Below are 17,995 nucleotides of genomic sequence, written 5' to 3'. Positions count from 1 at the left end.
CATGATACATACATCACCTTGCCCGTGCGGCTCTACACTGTCTTATGCTGATTGCTGTGCGCCCCTGCATTCGGGGCAAAAATTCGCCGATACCGCCGCACAGCTAATGCGCGCTCGGTACGCGGCATTTGTGCTTCAACATGTCAAATATATCGTTGCCACCACCGCGCCTTTTCAGCAGCCGCTGCTGGACACCCAAGCGATTAGCGACTGGGCGCAGCAGACCGATTGGGCAGGACTTGAAGTCATCAACCATCTAGCAAAACTTGGCAAACGTCATGCACAAGTGGAGTTTAAAGCCTACTTTCACTTGCCTAATGCATCGGCTGTGCATTCCCCGAGTTTGGATTTAGCTGCTTTAGACAAGAAAGGTTTAGACAGCAAAGGCGTCCATCATGAGCTATCCACCTTTGTGAATATTCCCACCCATGGCACCAGCCGTTGGTATTTTTTGGATCCGACAGTGGTCATGCCTATCACCCAAAAACAACCTTGCCCCTGTGGTAGTGGTGAGAAATACAAACGCTGCTGCGGACAGTTTTTGGCTTAATCGCTGCGCCATTGATAACAAAAACTTTAACAACCGCTCTACAATTTTTTTGTTTTTTAAAAGGGCTTTTTTGCTAGACTAATTTTATTTGCGATTTTGCGATAAAGACAACGATATTAAAGGAGAGTCCCATGCCAGCGCTACGCCAAGATATTGATCCAGACGGTTTATTAGAATACTCTGTGGTCTACACCGACCGCTCGCTCAATCACATGTCCAAAAAATTCCAAACCGTGATGAATGATTTGTCCACAAGCTTAAAAAACGTGTACAACGCCGATGCGGTGGCAATCGTGCCCGGTACAGGGACTTACGGTATGGAAGCGGTTGCGCGCCAGCTTGCCACTGACCAAACAGTGCTCATCATCCGTAACGGTTTTTTTAGTTTTCGCTGGACGCAAATCCTTGAAAAAGGTCGTATCACGGATGATGTGACTGTCCTGACCGCACACATCGGTGACAACAGCGATTCAATTGGGCAACAACAGCAGTTTGAGCCAGTGGCAATCGAGGCGGCTGTCGCTGAGATTCAATCTAAAAAACCTGCGGTAGTATTTGCCCCGCATGTCGAAACCGCGGCAGGCTTGATGCTCCCTGATGACTATATCAAACAACTTGCCGATGCGGTGCATAGTGTCGGTGGTTTACTGGTCATTGACTGTATCGCCTCAGGCTGTGCATGGCTTGATATGAAAGCGCTGGGCATTGATGTACTCATCTCTGCCCCACAAAAAGGCTGGTCAAGCACGCCATGTGCGGGGCTAGTGATGATGAATGAACAAGCCGTTGCCAAAGTGGAAGCCACCGAATCGACCAGTTTTGGACTGGATCTCAAACAGTGGCTCACTATCATGCGCGCTTATGAAAATGGCGGTCATGCGTATCATGCGACGATGCCAACCGATGGGCTGACCAAATTCCGCGATACCGTCAAAGAAGCCGAAGCGATTGGACTTGATAAACTCAAAAGCGCCCAATTTGAATTGGGTCAAAAAGTACTCTCTGTCCTCAATCAACATCATATTATCAGCGTCGCAGCTGAAGGCTACCAAGCGCCGGGTGTGATTGTGGTCTATACTGAGCGTGATGATATGCACAAAGGTGCAGCATTTGCAGCCCAAGGCTTACAAATTGCAGGTGGTGTGCCACTGAAAGTTGGCGAACCCGACAGCTTTAAAACATTCCGTTTAGGGCTATTTGGATTAGATAAATTAACAGATGTCGACGGCACAGTCAGCCGTTTTAAGCAAGCGCTTGAGAAAGTATTAGCTTAATTATCAGCGTATGCATTAGCGCATTGACTAGCATAACAACGGTCTATTTTAAAAGCTCTGTCAATTTAAAAGCTCTTTGTAACAGGGCTTTTTTATTGCTTTAAAATTACTCATATAGCGTTTTTGCGATGCGAAAGGTATTGCAATGGGCTTCCACCACATCGTCGATGTTTTCTGAGTAGCCGCCACCCATCACCACCGCCACTGGAATTCCATGGGCTTTGGCTTGGCTAAATACAAACGCATCACGCTTGGCACAGCCGTCACGGGTGAGCGCAAGTTTACCGAGCTTATCGGTGGCGAGCACATCCACAGCGGACTGGTAAAACAGCATATCGGGTTTCACTTTTGCAATAAGTCTAGGCAGCGTATCCATTAATATGGCTAAATACGCCTCATCGCCTGTCTCGTTTGGCAAATCAATATCCAAATCAGATGCTTGCTTGCGAAACGGATAGTTTTTTTGCGCCATGCATACTAAAGGTAAATACTCGGGGTTCATTTGCCATCAAATGCGCTGTACCGTTGCCTTGATGGACGTCCAAATCTACCGTCAGAATCTGGGTCGCCTGTCCACGTGCCAACAATAAATTACTCGCCACCGCCACATCGTTAAACACGCAAAATCCTTCCCCATGATCGGCAAACGCATGATGGGTACCGCCTGCGATATTGAGCGCGACACCGAATTGTTTGGCGAATAGGGCACATTCATAAGTGCCGTGGGCAATCACACGTTCCCGCTCAACGAGCCTTGGCGTCATCTCAAAGCCGATGGCACGCGCGTCTTTGGCGGGCAATGTTTGGTGTTTTAGATGCTGCCAGTACGTTTGTGTATGTGTGGTGAGAATTTCGTCTTCGCTCAATCGCTGCGGGGCAAAAAAATTGGCTGGGGTGAATGTACCCTCCGCCAATAACCGCGCCGCAATCATCGGATATTTTTGCATAGGAAAACGATGGCGTTCGGGGACGTCATATTTGAAAATATCAGAATAAGCGACCTTTATCATATTATAAGCTCGCCCCCACTTTGCGGGCGATGGCAATGCCTTCTTCAATGGTTAAGCGGATCGGATTATCAGGGGTATCTTTAAATAAAATATCGCCATCCCGAAACATCAAACATTCATCCACATACAGCTGTTGCCAGTGTTCGTTGTAAGTCAAAGGAATGGTAGTAATCAAGGTCACTTTATCGGTTTGCGAGGTTACCTCGCTAAAATCAATCGCCAGCTCACTGTCAGCGAGTTTTGCCTCACCAAATGGCGCTTTACGGGTGATAAAAAACAGCAAGCTTCCTGCATACGCTAGCTGCCAATCGCCATTGCTAATGAGACAATTAAACAAGCCCAACGCCGATAACTCACGACAAATCGTGGTCAAAAACTGGAATAACACCTCGTCACTGGGCGGCTCACTAAATTGTGATTTGAGGCGATTGAGCAGATAACAAAATGCCATCTCCGAATCGGTTGTACCTACGGGCTGATAGTGGGTGGGCACAGGACTGAGCTGGTCAATAAAACCCATCTGCAGCTGCCCATTATGCGCAAACGCCCATTCCTCGCCCCATACCTCACGGACAAAGGGGTGGGTATTAGCCAAGCAATTTGTGCCTTGCGTGGCTTTGCGAATATGGCTAATTACATTCATCGCCTTAATCGGATAACTGTTGACTAAATCCGCCACCGGTGAGCAGAAACTTGGCTTGTCATCGTGAAATTGACGTATCCCAGCTTTACGATTACACTGCGATGGGTCGGGATTTTTTTCAAAAAACACAATACCAAACCCATCGGTATGGATATCGGTCTGCCCGCCCCGCTGACGAAACCCCGCAAAGCTAAAATGAATATCGGTGGGTGTGTTACAATTCATTCCTAATAATTGGCACATTAAAATTCACTTTTTGTAATATTTGGTTTAGTTCCTTGAACTATTTCATAGCAAATGCTATCATAACGATGTAGTCTGACCTAAAGCTAGACTTTACAGTAGGACTCATCGGTTCAGCGAAAGCTGAACCTTTCTTTTTTAGCGAATAACAATTCCTAGTAAATCTTTCTTACTTGCCTGTTTAAATAATACTGGTTGCAAGCGGTCAAGGTAATTTTTACCACCTTTTCTTTTAATATACTGATTTGGTTGAAACTTTTGACTGAGAAAATATGCATTAACATCTGCTAACTGAATAAAATAAGAATGTGCAGAATCTTTATGAATTGCGTCTTCAATAATTAGTTTAGTTGGTAAGATACGATAACCAGCACCTAGATTAAAGCTGTTAGGAACGGGATTATAACGCCGCATTTTTCGGGTGAGATTTCTTAGCTTGACTTCATCAGTTTTATCAACAAATAACATGGCAGTATCTTGAATATTCGTTGAACCAATAAAATTTCGATACTGCAATGTATTTTCAATACGTTGAATTAAAGTTTGCCATGCCAAATTAAAAATGTCACTGCCTATTTGTTTATTCTTTTTATTTACCACTACATTGATGATTTGATAGTTTGATAAATTTGCTTGAAAATCAATTACATCTCTCAATAATCTTAAACGCATGGATTTGGCGATTCGTTGGAACTCAGCAGGTTTGTGAATAAAATGTGAGCAATGAATCTCTTCACGTAATTTGAACCCGTATTTTTCTCTCAGAAACCGCCTAAAGTCAATGATTGAATTCAAGGTTTGGTCCCACTTACTTTCATGAATAATGATTGCACTCAAGCAAAAATAATTAGAAGGGCTATTTTGTAATCCTATATCACCACTTTCATCAACATAAACAATATACATTTGTTATTTTCTCGCCCAATGGTATGCCGCCAAGCGTTTCATCAAATCAGGATTTTTCACCATAATATTATCGCCCGTACGACCTTGCTGACGGTTATAATAAATCACATTCAAACGCAGCAGCCAAAACGTCACGCCCGCCATGGCAAGCATAATCGGCAATGCCTCTTTCTCATCATCGCTCAAAGCGCGTTTGCTCTCGTACCCTTGTAAAAACGCTTGCATTTTGGCGTCATCAAAATTCACCGCTTCGCCATCATTGGCGTTACCCCAAGTGGTGCAAAAATCATTAATGGTAATCGCCACATCCATCACAAAATGTTCAACACTGACTTCGGTAAAATCAAGCAAACCTGTGAGTGTTGGCTGGGTTTCATCACTAAAATCCCACAGCGTGTTATCGGCAAACATATCTAGATGACATAAACCTGTTGGCAAATTTTTGCTCGCTACAGTTTCGTAGGCTTGCCAAATATCATTCATCAGTTTGGCTTCATCGCTTGGCATAAACTTGGTTTCACGGTCACGCACCAGATGCCAAGGATATAACTCAACGCCATAGTTTTGTGCAGGGGTCAAGGTTTGCAAGGTTTGATGAAGAACGGCTAAAGCCTCGCCCATTTGACGACACATATCAGGTGTGGTTGCTTTCGGGTGACCGCCCGAGAGTTTTGGTGACACTACAATGGCTTTGTTGTCAAAATACAGCAAAAACTCGCCGTTTTTGGCGGCTAGCGGTGCGGCTACGGGTAGCTGGTCTTTTAAGCGGTTTAGGATAATCGCCATTTTTTGAATTTCATGCGGTTTGCGTTCTTCAAACAAGGTAAATACATAAGACGGCTCGCCGGCTTCGTCCGTGGTTGTTTCAATAAACCAATTACTGTTTTTGATACCCTGTGTGATAGGTATGGCTTTGGCAAAATCCACGCCAAATTGTTGGCAAAAATCACTGAATTGTTGGTCAGTCAACTGGGTATATACAGACATAAGGCATCCTTGAAGCGCAGCACACCGATAAAACTGCGGTAATGGCAAAGTAAATTTGATAAACTTACGGCTATTATAGAAGGAAATCGAATATGTTAGCAAAACGAATTATCCCTTGCCTTGATGTTGACAATGGCCGGGTGGTCAAAGGTGTGCAATTTGTCGACATCAAAGACGCGGGCGACCCTGTTGAAGTGGCGCAGCGCTACAACGAACAGGGCGCGGATGAAATCACTTTTTTGGACATCACCGCTACCCATCATGGACGCGACACCACTTATCACACAGTAGAACGCATGGCAGAAACCGTATTTGTACCGCTGACCGTGGGCGGCGGGGTGCGTAAAGTCGATGACATTCGTCACTTGCTAAACGCGGGCGCGGATAAAGTATCAATTAATTCGGCGGCAATTTTTAACCCTGAATTTGTCGGTGAAGCGGCAGCACGTTTTGGCAGTCAGTGTATCGTAGTAGCGATTGATGCCAAAAAAGTGGGTGACAATCAATGGGAAATCTTTACCCATGGGGGACGCAAAGCGACTGGCATTGATGCGGTGGCATGGGCGGTAAAAATGGCAGGTTTTGGGGCGGGTGAACTGCTTGTGACCTCGATGGACTCAGATGGTACCAAAAACGGCTATGATATCGCCTTGATGAAGCGCATTACCGATAGCGTAAATGTGCCAGTGATTGCCTCGGGTGGCGTCGGTAATTTGCAACACTTGGCAGATGGGGTGCTGCAAGGTGGTGTTGATGCGGTACTAGCGGCGAGTATTTTCCATTTTGGCGAATATACCGTGGGGGAAGCCAAGCAGTTTATGGCACAGCAAGGCATTGAAATGCGTTTGTAACGGTGCGCCTTGTGAGAACGATAGCCGTTGGTAATAACTAAAAGCGCACAACAAAAAATAGCCCAAACTAGCCAAAACTGCTATGATATTGGCATTTTCGATAATGACTAAATTGCCATGTTTCCACTAATTTTAACTCACCCGCAATGGGATCCTGTCGCTCTGCATTTGGGACCTATCCAAGCCCACTGGTACGGGCTGATGTATTTACTGGCTTTTGCTGCCGCTTATGCGTTGGCTTGGTATCGCACTAAATCACGCCCAGACTGGAATGCCGACATGGTCGCTGACTTGGTATTTTATGGGGCGATGGGCGTGATTCTAGGCGGTCGTATCGGCTATGTGCTGTTTTATCAATTAAGCGAATTTTTAGCCAATCCGATGTATTTGTTCAAAATCAACCAAGGCGGTATGTCGTTTCATGGGGGATTTTTGGGTGTTGCCATCGCAATGCTATTTTTTGCCCGCAAATATAAAAAGAACATTTGGAATGTGCTAGATTTTATTATTCCCTGCGTGCCAACCGGACTACTGTTTGGGCGTATTGGCAATTTTATCAATGGCGAATTGTGGGGTCGGGTGTCTGACGGTGGTTACAACTGGCTGATGCTGTTCCCGCAAGCGGTCAATGAAGACAATGAACTGCTCAAACAAAGCCCTGCCCTGCAAAGCCTTGCGCAAACCTTTATGATTGATGGCAACAATTATTTGTTACTCCCCCGCCATCCGTCACAGTTGTATCAGGCTTTTACTGAAGGCGTGGTACTGTTTGTTTTGGTTTGGTGGTTTGCCAGCCGGCCGCGTCCGCGTATGGCAGTCAGTGGCTTATTCGTGATGGGCTACGGTATTGCGCGTTTTATTACCGAATTCTTCCGCCAACCTGATGCTGACCAAGGTTTTATTTTGTTAGGGTGGATGACAAAAGGGCAAATGTTAAGCCTACCGATGATTATCGGTGGTTTGGTTTTATTGATTTGGGCGTATAAAAACCAAATCTATGATTGGGGCAGTCAAAAGAATGTGGACTAACAAAGAAAACTAACCAAGGAACTCATCACCCATGATTACGTCAAAAAACGAACAAGCCTATTTGGATTTACTGAAACTGGTGCTAGATAACGGCATACAAAAAGGCGACCGTACGGGCACGGGTACCATCAGCTATTTTGGCGCGCAGATGCGGTTTGATTTGAATGAGGGTTTTCCACTACTGACCACCAAAAAAATCCATACCAAAAGCGTGATCTATGAGCTGCTTTGGTTTTTAAAAGGCGATACCCATGTCCAATACTTGCAGGACAATGGGGTACGCATTTGGAATGAATGGGCAACCGCCGAGCAAACTGCCCGCTTTGGCAAGCCTGAAGGCGAACTTGGCGCGGTATACGGACACCAGTGGCGCAACTTCGGGGCAAGCAAAAAAGCGGACGGCAGCTACCATTCAGACGGTTTTGACCAAATCAGTTGGGTGGTCAATGAAATCAAAAACAACCCAAACTCGCGCCGTTTGATTGTCTCTGGCTGGAATCCATTGGAGGCCAACGAAGTCGCCTTGCCCCCTTGTCATACCCTGTTTCAGTTTTTTGTCGCAGATGGCAAATTATCTTGTCAGTTGTACCAACGCTCGGCGGATTTGTTTTTGGGGGTACCTTTTAACATTGCCAGCTATGCCTTGCTTACCCATATGATAGCCCATGTGACGGGGCTTGGCGTCGGTGAGTTTGTGTGGACGGGCGGTGATTGTCATATCTATAACAATCATTTACAGCAAGTGCATGAGCAGCTTAGCCGCGAGCCGTTTGCCCTACCCAAACTTTGGCTCAATCCTGACATTACTGACATTTTTGCGTTTGATTTTAACGATATAAAAATTGAAAATTATCAAAGCCATGCCACAATTAAGGCTGAAGTCTCCGTATAAGCTTGCAGCCCAATGCCAAAACTCACAACAATAAGGATAAATCATGAGTTATTCTAATGTGGAAGTCGCCCAAATCGTGGCGATGAGCCAAAACCGCGCCATTGGCAAAGACAATCAATTGCCTTGGCATATATCTGAGGACTTGAAACATTTTAAAAAACATACCAGTGGCGGTATCGTGATTATGGGTCGTAAGACCTTTGAATCCATGGGGGCAAAACCCCTGCCCAACCGTACCAATTTTGTGATTACCACCAATTTGGACTACCAAGTGGATGATGATGCCGTCATTGTGATGCACAACCTAGATGACGCACTGACCCAAGCCTCGTCGCTCGCCCATGGTAAAGGTTTGCAAACGATTTGGGTAATTGGTGGCGAAAAAGTCTTCCAACAAGCCCTACTGTTTAGTGATCGCTTAGAAATCACCCATGTCGATACTGTGATTGACAATGCAGCGGCGTTTTATCCAGAGATTACCAGTGATTTTGTCAAAACATCAGAAAGTGAAAAATTCACGGATGAGCAAAGCGCGTTAAGCTATCAGTTTGTCACTTACCAAAAAGCTTAAGTTTGACAATGGCGACTTAGCGCACAAAAAAAACCACGTTATCTAACGTGGTTTTTTTATGTAGCTGTGGTTTTTTATGTAGGTATCAATGTCTTATTTTGATTGTTCTTGAGATTTGACCGCTGAGGCAACAGGTGGTGCGATATTTGGGGTTTCACCTGTTTTGGCTTTAATCTCTGCTTTGGCTTCAGCCGTTGAGGCATTACGCGCTTCAATGGTCGATGTCTTTGCAGTAGCCGTTGGTGCAGAAGATGGCGTCATAGAGGCATTGTCTGGGCTGGCAACCGTGGCGTTTGGACCTGTTGCGGTGTCTGCATTGGCAGTGGCGGTGGTGGTTTCACCTGCCGCAGGTGAGGTTGCCGCAGGCGTCGAACCCGCTGGTTTGGCAGCGGCGGCAGCAGATGCGGCGGCTTTGGCTTCCACTTCAGCATTGAGTTTTGCAACGTCAACGTGGTTACCAGCAGGGCGAACAATTGCTGAAATAAGGATTAATAAAACCACGCCTAGAAACGCTAAAACGCCAATTAAAGAATAACTAAGTTCTTTTTTGACATTGTTTTCCACGACTTCATGATGAGCCATCGTAAACCTCACTGTAAATCATTGGGGCAAGAGTTGTTGAATCTAAATGAATTCAAATCTAATTTATAACTATTATACGGAACTTTGTAACCATTATATACTAAATTTTTGCAATTGGTGACAAAACCTTACTGCATTTAAGGTTTTTAACGTGTTTTACGAACCAGCCAACTAATCAGTAGCAAGAGCGCTGCCAGTGCCAAGATAGGATAACTACCCCAGCGCATAAATGGCGTATTACCAACGCGCGATTGGATCTCACCCCGTAGCACCGTGCGTTCAAATGCTGGCGCTTTGGCAACAATATTGCCTTTATCATTGATAATGGCGGTCACGCCAGTATTGGTCGCGCGCATAAACCAGCGACCGGTTTCAATCGAGCGCATTTGCACCATTTGTAGATGCTGTAATGGACCTGCCGATGTGCCAAACCAAGCATCATTGGATACGGTCAATAAAAAGTCGGTATTTTTGGCATTGCGGCGGGTGGTATCAGGATAGGCGACTTCATAACAAATCGCCACCCCGACTGGGTGGTTTTTGACTTGCAAGGGCGCTTGGTGCGCAGACCCACTGCGAAAACTCATGGTGCCGCCCATCAAGTTTGGTAATGCCCAATCTAACATACCTTCAAACGGGATATATTCGCCCACGGGTACCAAATTTTGTTTCTTGTATAAGCCTTTGGCATCGGCGCCCAAAGCAATCACACTGTTGTAAAATGGCTCGTATTTATCAACTTTTGGGTCGTATTCATTGACATCCACATACGGAATACCGGTGAGCCATGCGCTATTGCTTTCGCGGGCTTGGGCAGCAATTTGACTGATAAAGGGCATGGCGTCGGTTTGAAACATCGGAATCGACGACTCTGGCCATAAGATAATGTCCTGACCCCATTCCGTTTTACTTAAACCTGCATAGATACCCAGCGTTTGGATTTGGTATTCTTGCAGCCATTTTAAGTCCTGCGGAATATTGCCTTGTACTAAAGAGACTTTTAGATTTGGTGTGCCTTTGGGGGTCGTCCATTGCGGGGCAATAAGCCACAGCGCCACGCTTGCCAGTAACATCACAGATGAGGGAATTAAAAAACGGTATTTTTTTCGCGCCGCTTCCACCAGACTGGCTGAGGCGAACACTGATACAAAGCTCAGCGCCAACACCCCAAAAATTGGGGCAAGGCTCGTCAGCCAAGGTTGCGCTGTATAAGCATAGCCCACAAATAGCCAAGGAAAACCTGTAAATAGCCAGGTTTTTAACCACTCTTGTACCACCCATAATGATGCAAAGCTTAGCGGCTGTTTTGCCACAAAGCGATTAAAAATGACTGCCAAGGCACCATGAAACAATCCCATCCCCAAGCCAACAAACCCAATCATCAGCAAGGCTAACAAGGTAGGGGTATCACCATAGGTATGAATGGAGGTAAACAACCAAAACGCGCCCACGCTCCACAATCCCATACCATACATTTCACCGAGCCAAAATGCCCGCCAATTTGACATTGTGGGCAATAACAGCCAATACAGCACCAGTGGCGATAACAGTGCCACTAGCCAAAAATCGTAAGGCGCTAACGCAAAGATAAATGCCGCACCCGCAAGCCAAGCCAGCACCAGTTTGGGTAACAGCGGCTGTTTGGTATTTGCAGATTTGGCACTATCGTGATGAGATTGTACAGAAAGTTGCTTTTTTAGGGACTGGGTAGTAAGACGCATTGGCGGGTATTGCCTTTAGGGTTAAACGGTTTTGCAAACATAAGTAATTGGACTAATCGTCGAGCTGATTATACCTTTTAACCAGTTCAATTTCTTGGATAAATCGACCATCTGCTGACAATACCGTCAAACGACAATCGTCAATAAAGACAGTTTGACCCAATACCTCATTGACTTCGCCAAGCTCTTGCATGACCAGTCCACCCATACTAGTGACATCCTCACTATCAAAATGGGTACCTAGCTGTTCATTACAGTCTGAGACTGAGGTGATGGATTGCACAATCCATGTATCAGGTTGGTTGGGCACAGGCACTATATGATTGATATCGGTATCTTCTTCGATGTCGTCATGCTCATCGATGATATCACCGACAATTTCCTCGAGTAAGTCTTCCATCGTCACCACGCCTGCTGTCACCCCAAACTCATCGATGACGATTGCCATATGAATTTGATTTTTTTGAAACAGACGCAGCAGGTTGTCAGAACGCGCAGTTTCACTGATATAAATTGGCTGACGTACAATCGCTTCAAGATTGAAATGGTTAATGTTTTGACCTTGCGCCTTGGCGACCAAAAACGGAATCAAATCTTTGGCAAGTAAGATACCCATTACCGTGTCTTTGTTGTCATCGATAAATACAGGATAACGCGAGTGGGCGGTTTCCATATAGAGCGACATGATGTCTTGCAAGTTTTGGTGCTGGGTGATGCCTGCAACGTGGCTGACAGGGGTCATGATTTCTCGCACTTGAATAGCGGGTAAATCTAGCACGCCCTCTAACATATCGACGGTGTCGGGCGCCAAAAATCGACGAGAATCATGTACCAATTTGACTAGTTCATCACGGGTTTCAGGGGCGGTGGATAGCCAGCGTTTCAGACCGCGTGACCAGCTACTGCCTTGCTGTTTGTTTGACAGGTGTGAACTCGAATTGTCGTCTGACATAGCCGACGAGACCCTCATATGGCGAAAGATTTTTTTACCTTACCTTAAGCCCATGATGATTGCAATGGTATTTTTCTTAATTTTATTGTATTTATTGGCTGATTTTACTCACCCGTCAGCTTGCTCGGTGCTAGTAAAGTCTCGAATAGCCAAGCACTATTGGCGAATCCAATGAATCACCCTTTCTTCTTGCTCTATTTCAGAAACCTCTGTTTCGGACTGACAGCGTCCTGCCACGCTAATATTTTTTTGGCGCATCATAGTTTGTGTCACGGCGGCATCCTGAGTAAGTAATAAATGCCAGCTTGGCAGTGGCTGCCCGTAGTACAAGCGCTTGTAGGCGCAGCTTGCCGGTAGCCAGTACATCTCGCCAATGTTATCGATGGTTAGGCTGATGCAGTCGGGCACATACTCGCGCCTTGTTGGATAATGCTGGCAAGCCCCTGTGGCACAATCAAGCAGTCGACAGGCGACATCACTGTATTCAACTTTATCGGTGTCATCGTCTTTAAATTTAATCAAACAACACGCCCCACAGCCATCGCACAAGGCTTCCCATTCAGCTTGGGTCAATTGTTCTAACGAAAATCGCTCCCAAAATTGCGGGCGTAAGGTAACAGATTGGCTCATTATGTTTCCAACTTTTGGCTTGTATAAAACAGTGACAGTATTATAACGGAAAATACGATGATTTCAGTATACAGTAGTGCCTGTATTAACCGTTGCACTGACTTGCCACGCTCTCATTAGCGTATGAATCCAGCGTTTTTATAACGCCAGTGTCTTATAACAATAGCAACCAATCATATCATTTACCATAACATAAGGATTTATGATGCCAATTCAAATTTTACAACTCGAATCTACCACCAGCGATGGCGTGGAGCTCAAAAGCTATGTCTGTCTACCAGAATCAGCGAGCCACGACAATCCTGCCCCAGCGATTTTGGTGGCGCCTGAATGGTGGGGCGTCGTTGAGCACCCACAAAAAGTCACTGAGCGTTTAGCCGAAGCGGGTTTTGCTGCCGTCGCCATGGATGTGTATGGCGAAGGTAAACTGACCACAGATGCCGCCCAAGCCAATGAATGGATGAGCCAAATGCTCGCTGACCAAGACATGTTGATGGCGCGCTGTAAACTCATTATGGATGACTTTACCGACCTCGAAGCCGTTGACACAAACCGTCTGGGCGCAATTGGTTTTTGCTTTGGCGGCAAAATCGCCTTAGACATGGCGCGTGAAGGCTTCCCGCTTAAAGCAGTGGCGACTTTCCACGGCAACCCTGCCCCAAAACAACCGGCACAAAAAGGCAAATTCACCGCCAAAGTATTGGTCGCACATGGTGAAGCCGATAGCATGGTGTCAATGGATGCCATTGAAGGACTAAAAAAAGAGTTGGATAACGCCGATGTAGAGTACACAGTCGATGTGTACGAAGGCGCTAAACACGGCTTTACCAATCCTAATGCTGACAAACGCGCCGAAGAAAATGGCGTGGATTTGGGCTATGATGCCGATGCCGCAAAAGCCAGCTGGGATGAAATGATTGCGTTTATGCAAGACAATCTTGTATAACATATGCCAGTTCCATCCTAACAGCAAAAGCAATATCCCTCATGATATTGCTTTTTTTATGTCTATGTCCCAGTTTTAGTCAAGATTTTTAGCCATCTTATCAGTCAGCATTGAATCCCAACTAGAAAGTCTTATATAGCTATCACGATAGTAACCCGATGGTGAATTTTGAACGCACATCCGAATACCAGCCACTCAACGATGCCAAGTCCCAATCAGCACTTAAAACACAGTCATACCGAAGCGCAGCTTGATAGTTTTGCACCACGCATTTTGACCTGGTTTGACCATAGCGGGCGTCATGATTTGCCGTGGCAGCAGCATCAGCTTGACACGCCAGACCCCTATCCGGTGTGGTTATCTGAAATCATGCTACAGCAGACCCAAGTGGCGACGGTCATTCCTTATTTTGAGCGATTTATGGCAAGTTTTCCCACCGTGCAGGATTTGGCAAACGCATCTTGGGAGCAAGTCGCTGAGCATTGGGCAGGGCTGGGTTACTATGCGCGTGCGCGCAACCTGCATAAAGGTGCCAAGCAGCTGGTGGATATCATCGAGCAAACTGGCAAATTTCCGCAAACGGTTGCCCACTGGGAGCAGATTTCAGGGGTGGGTCAATCTACGGCAGGCGCGATTGTGGCGATGGGTGTCAGAGCTGACCAATATGGCGGTGACAGAGGAGTGATTTGCGATGGTAATGTCAAACGTGTGCTGACCCGCTGGGCTGGTATTGACGGCGATATCACCAAAACTGCCACAACCAAAGCGCTTTGGCAACTTGCCGAGCGCCTAACACCGACCCGTGACAGCGGCCACTACGCCCAAGCGATGATGGATATGGGGGCGACGCTATGCACCAAAGCCAAACCTGCCTGCCTACTGTGTCCCGTGCAAGCCGACTGCGTGGCAAATGCCCAAGGTAAGCAAAGTTTTTATCCAGTAAAAAGTAAAAAATCGCCCAATCCCTCTAAGTTTTCGCTAGCGTTAAAGCTGGTTTGCGATGACAAAACCTTGTGGCTACAACGTCCTGACACTGGGATTTGGGGTGGACTGTGGTGTTTACCATTGGCCTTTGTCAAAAAACAACAGGGGGCAAAAAATACAGTCGCGCCGCTACTGGCAACCTGGCAGCAAGAAGCGACGTTTGAAGCCGAATACAACACGGCTGAGCAGATTATTTTTGAGTTCTTACAAGCTGAGCAGCTGCTAAATATCGAGCAGGTTAACTTAGATAGTACTGATACTGTCAAACATAGCCTTACCCATTTTCATTGGTTTTTAACCCCAATAACCATGACGCTGACGAAAGAGCAGGGTATGCGGCTGACTCAAGCACTACAACAAGCGCTGCAAACGCTGTCATGGGTAGATGATTCAGCGCAAAACAGCTTAGCCAAACCGAAAGCCATGCAGCTATTGGTGAGTGGTTAATGCGTGTAGAATCGTCGCAGGCATTAAATCAGGGATAATGGTTATGTTAAGATTGGCCGGCTGTAATAACATTTGCTCTGCAATACGCGACTGCAATACCAAATAATAACAACTAGCAACCATTTCAGTACCTGCTGTTAGTTGTTGCCAGTTTTGCCAGGCGGTCAAACTTGAGATGAGTACAATGATGGGTTGGTTGTGGCTCTGCGTTTGTTGCCAAATCGCAAATGTTTGGGTGGTTGTGCTTGGTAGAACCCGTTGGTACAAGTTTAGCAAATGTACTTGCACATCTTTTGCCGCCAATGTATCTGCCAATAATTCTCGTCCGCCGATGCCGCGCCATACCTGCAAATAATCGCCTTTACCAAGCGCTTGGATTACCGGCAAATTCAATAGCCCTTCATTGTTTTGCGCGCGTTTTTCATCAGGAAAAATAATGGTAGGTGGTGGCAACTCTGTGAGCTGCTGCCAGGTTTGGTTAAAGTAATTTGCGGTTTTGTCACCCACCGCCACCCATGTAATCTTTTTGGACAATTCCGTTAGCTTGACTAAGGTAGCAAGCCTCGCTAAGCCATACTTTACTGCCGCTTCGCTGACTAGCACCACCACTTGATAACGGTCAATCGATTGTAAAACTGCCCGCTCTGCCACTGTCAAGGGCTTTTCTACCAATGTCAACAGCGGCAGGTCAATCACTGCAATGCCATGTTGGCGCAAAAATAGGCTTAGCGTCTTGGCTCTCTGATCAGGTCTGGTATTGATAAATTGCATGGCTATGCGTATCGTTCAATATCAGCGGTCTTGATAAATCTGCGCCAAGATTTTGTCCGCACCTTGTGCAATGAGCGCTTCAGCCACCACCACGCCCATGGCTTCAGCAATTTGCTCAGACTCCCTTGCGTCATCAACTAACGCGTTATGATGCTCTGCTTTTAACAAGGTTTTACCATCTACACTGCCGACCCGACCCTTTAAATAAATTTGTCCATCTTGAATGGTAGCAAAGCCTGCAATCGGCACTTGGCAACCACCCTGTAAATGACGATTCATGGCGCGTTCTGCCATCACGCATAGACGGCTTGGCTCGTCATTGAGCGGTTTTAGTAGTGCCAGCACATCGGCATCATCACTTCGGCATTCAATGGCAAGCGCACCTTGTCCGACCGCGGGCAGACTGATATGCGTATCGAGTTCATGGCGGATACGATCGGTAAGCCCCAAACGCGTCAAGCCACTGGTTGCCAAAATAATGGCATCATACTCACCTGCATCTAGCTTGGATAAGCGCGTGCCTACATTGCCGCGTAGGCTGATAATCTCTAAGTCAGGACGATATTGCTGGATTTGGCATTGACGCCGTAAACTTGATGTACCAAGTTTAGCGCCTTGTGGCAACGCATCTATACTTTCATAGTGATTTGATATAAACGCATCGGTTGGCTGCTCACGCTCACAATATGCGCCAAGCGTCAGACCTTCAGGGAGCACCATGGGTACGTCTTTGAGCGAATGCACGGCGATATCAGCACGTTTTTCATACAAGGCTTGCTCAAGCTCTTTGACAAACAGACCTTTTCCGCCGATTTTGGCTAGCGGGGTATCTAGGATTTTATCGCCTTTGGTGACCATCGGTACTAGATTGACGGTCAGGCTTGGGTACAGCGCTTGCAAACGCGCTTGGATGTGTTCGGCTTGCCATAAGGCAAGCGGGCTTTGGCGAGTGGCGATATTTAAAGTGGTTAACGTAGTCATAGCAGTGTCTTTTTTAGCATTCGATAAAAATGCCTAACTCTCTAAGCTAGGCATTTGTCAGATGGGTATCTGTCATTAATTCAGCGAGTTAGGCAACAGTATAGCAAAATGTCAGGATAATTTCTCTGACTACTCGCTAAAGCATAGGGAAACATGCGAAAGACTACGCTACTACGCTACATTGATTGGATTTTATCGCGTAATAATGGCAAATGACGGCGGCTGACGGCAAGCTTGTCGGGCAAGCCTTTGAAACACACTTGGTACTGGCCTTGGTCAATCGCTTCAAGCATTTCTAGGTAGTTAAGATTGATTAATGCATTGCGATGGATACGAAAGAACGCATCACCAAATTCTTGTTCAAGCTCTTTGAGCGTTTCATCAATTAAAACCGTGCCACCTTTATGACGGATTTGCACGTATTTTTGGTCAGCCGTAAAGTAATAAATATCTTGCAGCGCAATCAGCTCCACACCACGATGGGTACGCGCCGCAATATGCTGACGATTTGACTGTGCTAGCGGATCTTCTAATCGACTGATTTCATTGAGCTGTGCATTACTAAGCGTTGATGCTCTCGCTAGCGCCTGTAACACTTCTTCTTTGTTGGCAGGCTTTAGCAAATAGCCAACCGCGTGTGCTTTGAATGCGGCAATCGCGTAATGGTCATACGCGGTCACAAAAATAATGGCGGGCGCATTATTAAGCTCATTGAGCTCTTGGGCGCAGCGGATACCATCCATTCCTGGCATCCGAATGTCTAACAAAATTACATCGGGTGCGAGTTCTTTGACTTTTGCAATGGCCTCAATACCTGTGGCTGCCAGGGCAATTACCTCATGTCCCTCTTCTCTTACGATACGCGCCAACCTCTCTCGGGCTAGTGGCTCATCGTCACAGATCACAATTCTCACTGTTTACTCCTTTGCTCCTTTGAGGTCAAAAACTCATGCCTTTAACCCTACAAATCTTACGTACTTCAAAATCTTATGCCAAATCCAACAAAACCGCTTGGTGAGCAATCA

At 46.2% G+C, this 17,995-nt stretch carries 18 protein-coding genes and 1 pseudogene; 8 read left to right on the top strand and 11 right to left on the bottom strand.

Annotation, left to right across the window (positions count from 1 at the left end; translation table 11 throughout):
- Position 1 precedes the first annotated feature (1 nt).
- Both RTL34_RS05525 and RTL34_RS05520 read left to right on the top strand, forming a co-directional pair.
- Positions 2 to 550 carry a YchJ family protein gene (locus tag RTL34_RS05525; protein WP_312115273.1) on the top strand — a complete coding sequence of 183 codons (549 nt, stop codon included), beginning with the start codon at positions 2 to 4 and terminating at the stop codon, positions 548 to 550.
- A gap of 131 nt (positions 551 to 681) precedes the next feature.
- A complete protein-coding gene (locus tag RTL34_RS05520) occupies positions 682 to 1,824 on the top strand; it encodes an aminotransferase class V-fold PLP-dependent enzyme (RefSeq protein WP_312115271.1) in 1,143 nt (380 codons plus the stop codon).
- Positions 1,825 to 1,930: 106 nt separating this feature from the next.
- Here RTL34_RS05520 and RTL34_RS05515 read toward each other — a convergent pair.
- The 4 genes and pseudogenes from RTL34_RS05515 to RTL34_RS05500 all read right to left on the bottom strand — a co-directional run bounded on the left by RTL34_RS05515 (position 1,931) and on the right by RTL34_RS05500 (position 5,613).
- A pseudogene (locus RTL34_RS05515) lies at positions 1,931 to 2,834 on the bottom strand (histone deacetylase family protein).
- Position 2,835: 1 nt separating this feature from the next.
- Entirely contained in the window at positions 2,836 to 3,720 is an 885-nt protein-coding gene (locus tag RTL34_RS05510; RefSeq protein WP_203172463.1) for a class II glutamine amidotransferase, read from the bottom strand.
- Between the two features lie 138 nt (positions 3,721 to 3,858).
- The gene (locus tag RTL34_RS05505) at positions 3,859 to 4,626 is read right to left on the bottom strand and encodes a DUF3800 domain-containing protein (RefSeq protein ID WP_065253845.1); all 768 of its coding nucleotides are present in this window, start codon (positions 4,624 to 4,626) and stop codon (positions 3,859 to 3,861) included.
- Between the two features lie 3 nt (positions 4,627 to 4,629).
- Entirely contained in the window at positions 4,630 to 5,613 is a 984-nt protein-coding gene (locus tag RTL34_RS05500) for a homoserine kinase (protein WP_312115265.1), read from the bottom strand.
- Positions 5,614 to 5,705: 92 nt separating this feature from the next.
- On the opposite strand from RTL34_RS05500, the gene hisF reads away from it, so the two are divergent.
- The 4 genes from hisF (at position 5,706) to RTL34_RS05480 (ending at position 8,956) form a co-directional block, all read left to right on the top strand.
- Positions 5,706 to 6,464 carry an imidazole glycerol phosphate synthase subunit HisF gene (gene hisF / locus RTL34_RS05495; protein WP_036600629.1) on the top strand — a complete coding sequence of 253 codons (759 nt, stop codon included), beginning with the start codon at positions 5,706 to 5,708 and terminating at the stop codon, positions 6,462 to 6,464.
- Between the two features lie 129 nt (positions 6,465 to 6,593).
- The gene (gene lgt, locus RTL34_RS05490) at positions 6,594 to 7,493 is read left to right on the top strand and encodes a prolipoprotein diacylglyceryl transferase (protein WP_100285369.1); all 900 of its coding nucleotides are present in this window, start codon (positions 6,594 to 6,596) and stop codon (positions 7,491 to 7,493) included.
- Between the two features lie 31 nt (positions 7,494 to 7,524).
- A complete protein-coding gene (locus RTL34_RS05485) occupies positions 7,525 to 8,385 on the top strand; it encodes a thymidylate synthase (protein WP_144918432.1) in 861 nt (286 codons plus the stop codon).
- A 43-nt stretch (positions 8,386 to 8,428) separates the two neighbouring features.
- A complete protein-coding gene (locus RTL34_RS05480) occupies positions 8,429 to 8,956 on the top strand; it encodes a dihydrofolate reductase (RefSeq protein ID WP_312115256.1) in 528 nt (175 codons plus the stop codon).
- Between the two features lie 93 nt (positions 8,957 to 9,049).
- Here the strand turns inward: RTL34_RS05480 and RTL34_RS05475 are convergent, their stop codons facing one another.
- The 4 genes from RTL34_RS05475 to RTL34_RS05460 form a co-directional block, all read right to left on the bottom strand.
- Positions 9,050 to 9,538 (bottom strand): hypothetical protein, encoded by a 489-nt coding sequence (locus tag RTL34_RS05475; protein WP_159676776.1) that lies wholly within the window; start codon positions 9,536 to 9,538, stop codon positions 9,050 to 9,052.
- A 146-nt stretch (positions 9,539 to 9,684) separates the two neighbouring features.
- A complete protein-coding gene (gene lnt, locus RTL34_RS05470) occupies positions 9,685 to 11,259 on the bottom strand; it encodes an apolipoprotein N-acyltransferase (RefSeq protein ID WP_312115252.1) in 1,575 nt (524 codons plus the stop codon).
- 52 nt (positions 11,260 to 11,311) lie between these two features.
- On the bottom strand, positions 11,312 to 12,211 hold the full coding sequence (locus RTL34_RS05465) for a CBS domain-containing protein (RefSeq protein ID WP_138018365.1): 900 nt from the start codon (positions 12,209 to 12,211) through the stop codon (positions 11,312 to 11,314).
- Between the two features lie 156 nt (positions 12,212 to 12,367).
- Positions 12,368 to 12,841: a YcgN family cysteine cluster protein gene (locus RTL34_RS05460; RefSeq protein WP_138018364.1), complete on the bottom strand. Its 474-nt coding sequence runs from the start codon at positions 12,839 to 12,841 to the stop codon at positions 12,368 to 12,370.
- 205 nt (positions 12,842 to 13,046) lie between these two features.
- Here RTL34_RS05460 and RTL34_RS05455 point away from each other — a divergent pair, with 205 nt between their 5' ends.
- The gene (locus RTL34_RS05455) at positions 13,047 to 13,787 is read left to right on the top strand and encodes a dienelactone hydrolase family protein (RefSeq protein ID WP_239743485.1); all 741 of its coding nucleotides are present in this window, start codon (positions 13,047 to 13,049) and stop codon (positions 13,785 to 13,787) included.
- 201 nt (positions 13,788 to 13,988) lie between these two features.
- Complete coding sequence (mutY, locus tag RTL34_RS05450; protein WP_409455443.1) at positions 13,989 to 15,218, top strand: A/G-specific adenine glycosylase; 1,230 nt, start codon at positions 13,989 to 13,991, stop codon at positions 15,216 to 15,218.
- Here the strand turns inward: mutY and RTL34_RS05445 are convergent.
- The 3 genes from RTL34_RS05445 to RTL34_RS05435 all read right to left on the bottom strand — a co-directional run bounded on the left by RTL34_RS05445 (position 15,201) and on the right by RTL34_RS05435 (position 17,884).
- Positions 15,201 to 15,989, bottom strand: coding sequence for a uroporphyrinogen-III synthase (locus RTL34_RS05445; protein WP_312115238.1), 789 nt, complete (start codon positions 15,987 to 15,989; stop codon positions 15,201 to 15,203). The genes mutY and RTL34_RS05445 overlap by 18 nt on opposite strands.
- Positions 15,990 to 16,010: 21 nt before the next feature.
- Positions 16,011 to 16,970 (bottom strand): hydroxymethylbilane synthase, encoded by a 960-nt coding sequence (hemC, locus tag RTL34_RS05440; RefSeq protein WP_312115235.1) that lies wholly within the window; start codon positions 16,968 to 16,970, stop codon positions 16,011 to 16,013.
- A 176-nt stretch (positions 16,971 to 17,146) separates the two neighbouring features.
- Entirely contained in the window at positions 17,147 to 17,884 is a 738-nt protein-coding gene (locus tag RTL34_RS05435) for a LytR/AlgR family response regulator transcription factor (protein ID WP_312115232.1), read from the bottom strand.
- Between the last annotated feature and the right edge of the window lie 111 nt (positions 17,885 to 17,995).

This window comes from Moraxella sp. CTOTU47915, from assembly GCF_031986685.1.
GTDB classification, from domain to species: Bacteria; Pseudomonadota; Gammaproteobacteria; order Pseudomonadales; family Moraxellaceae; genus Faucicola; species Faucicola tetraodonis.
The sequence above is the reverse complement of the archived record's forward strand: the minus strand, read 5'-3'. Positions and strand labels throughout refer to the sequence as shown.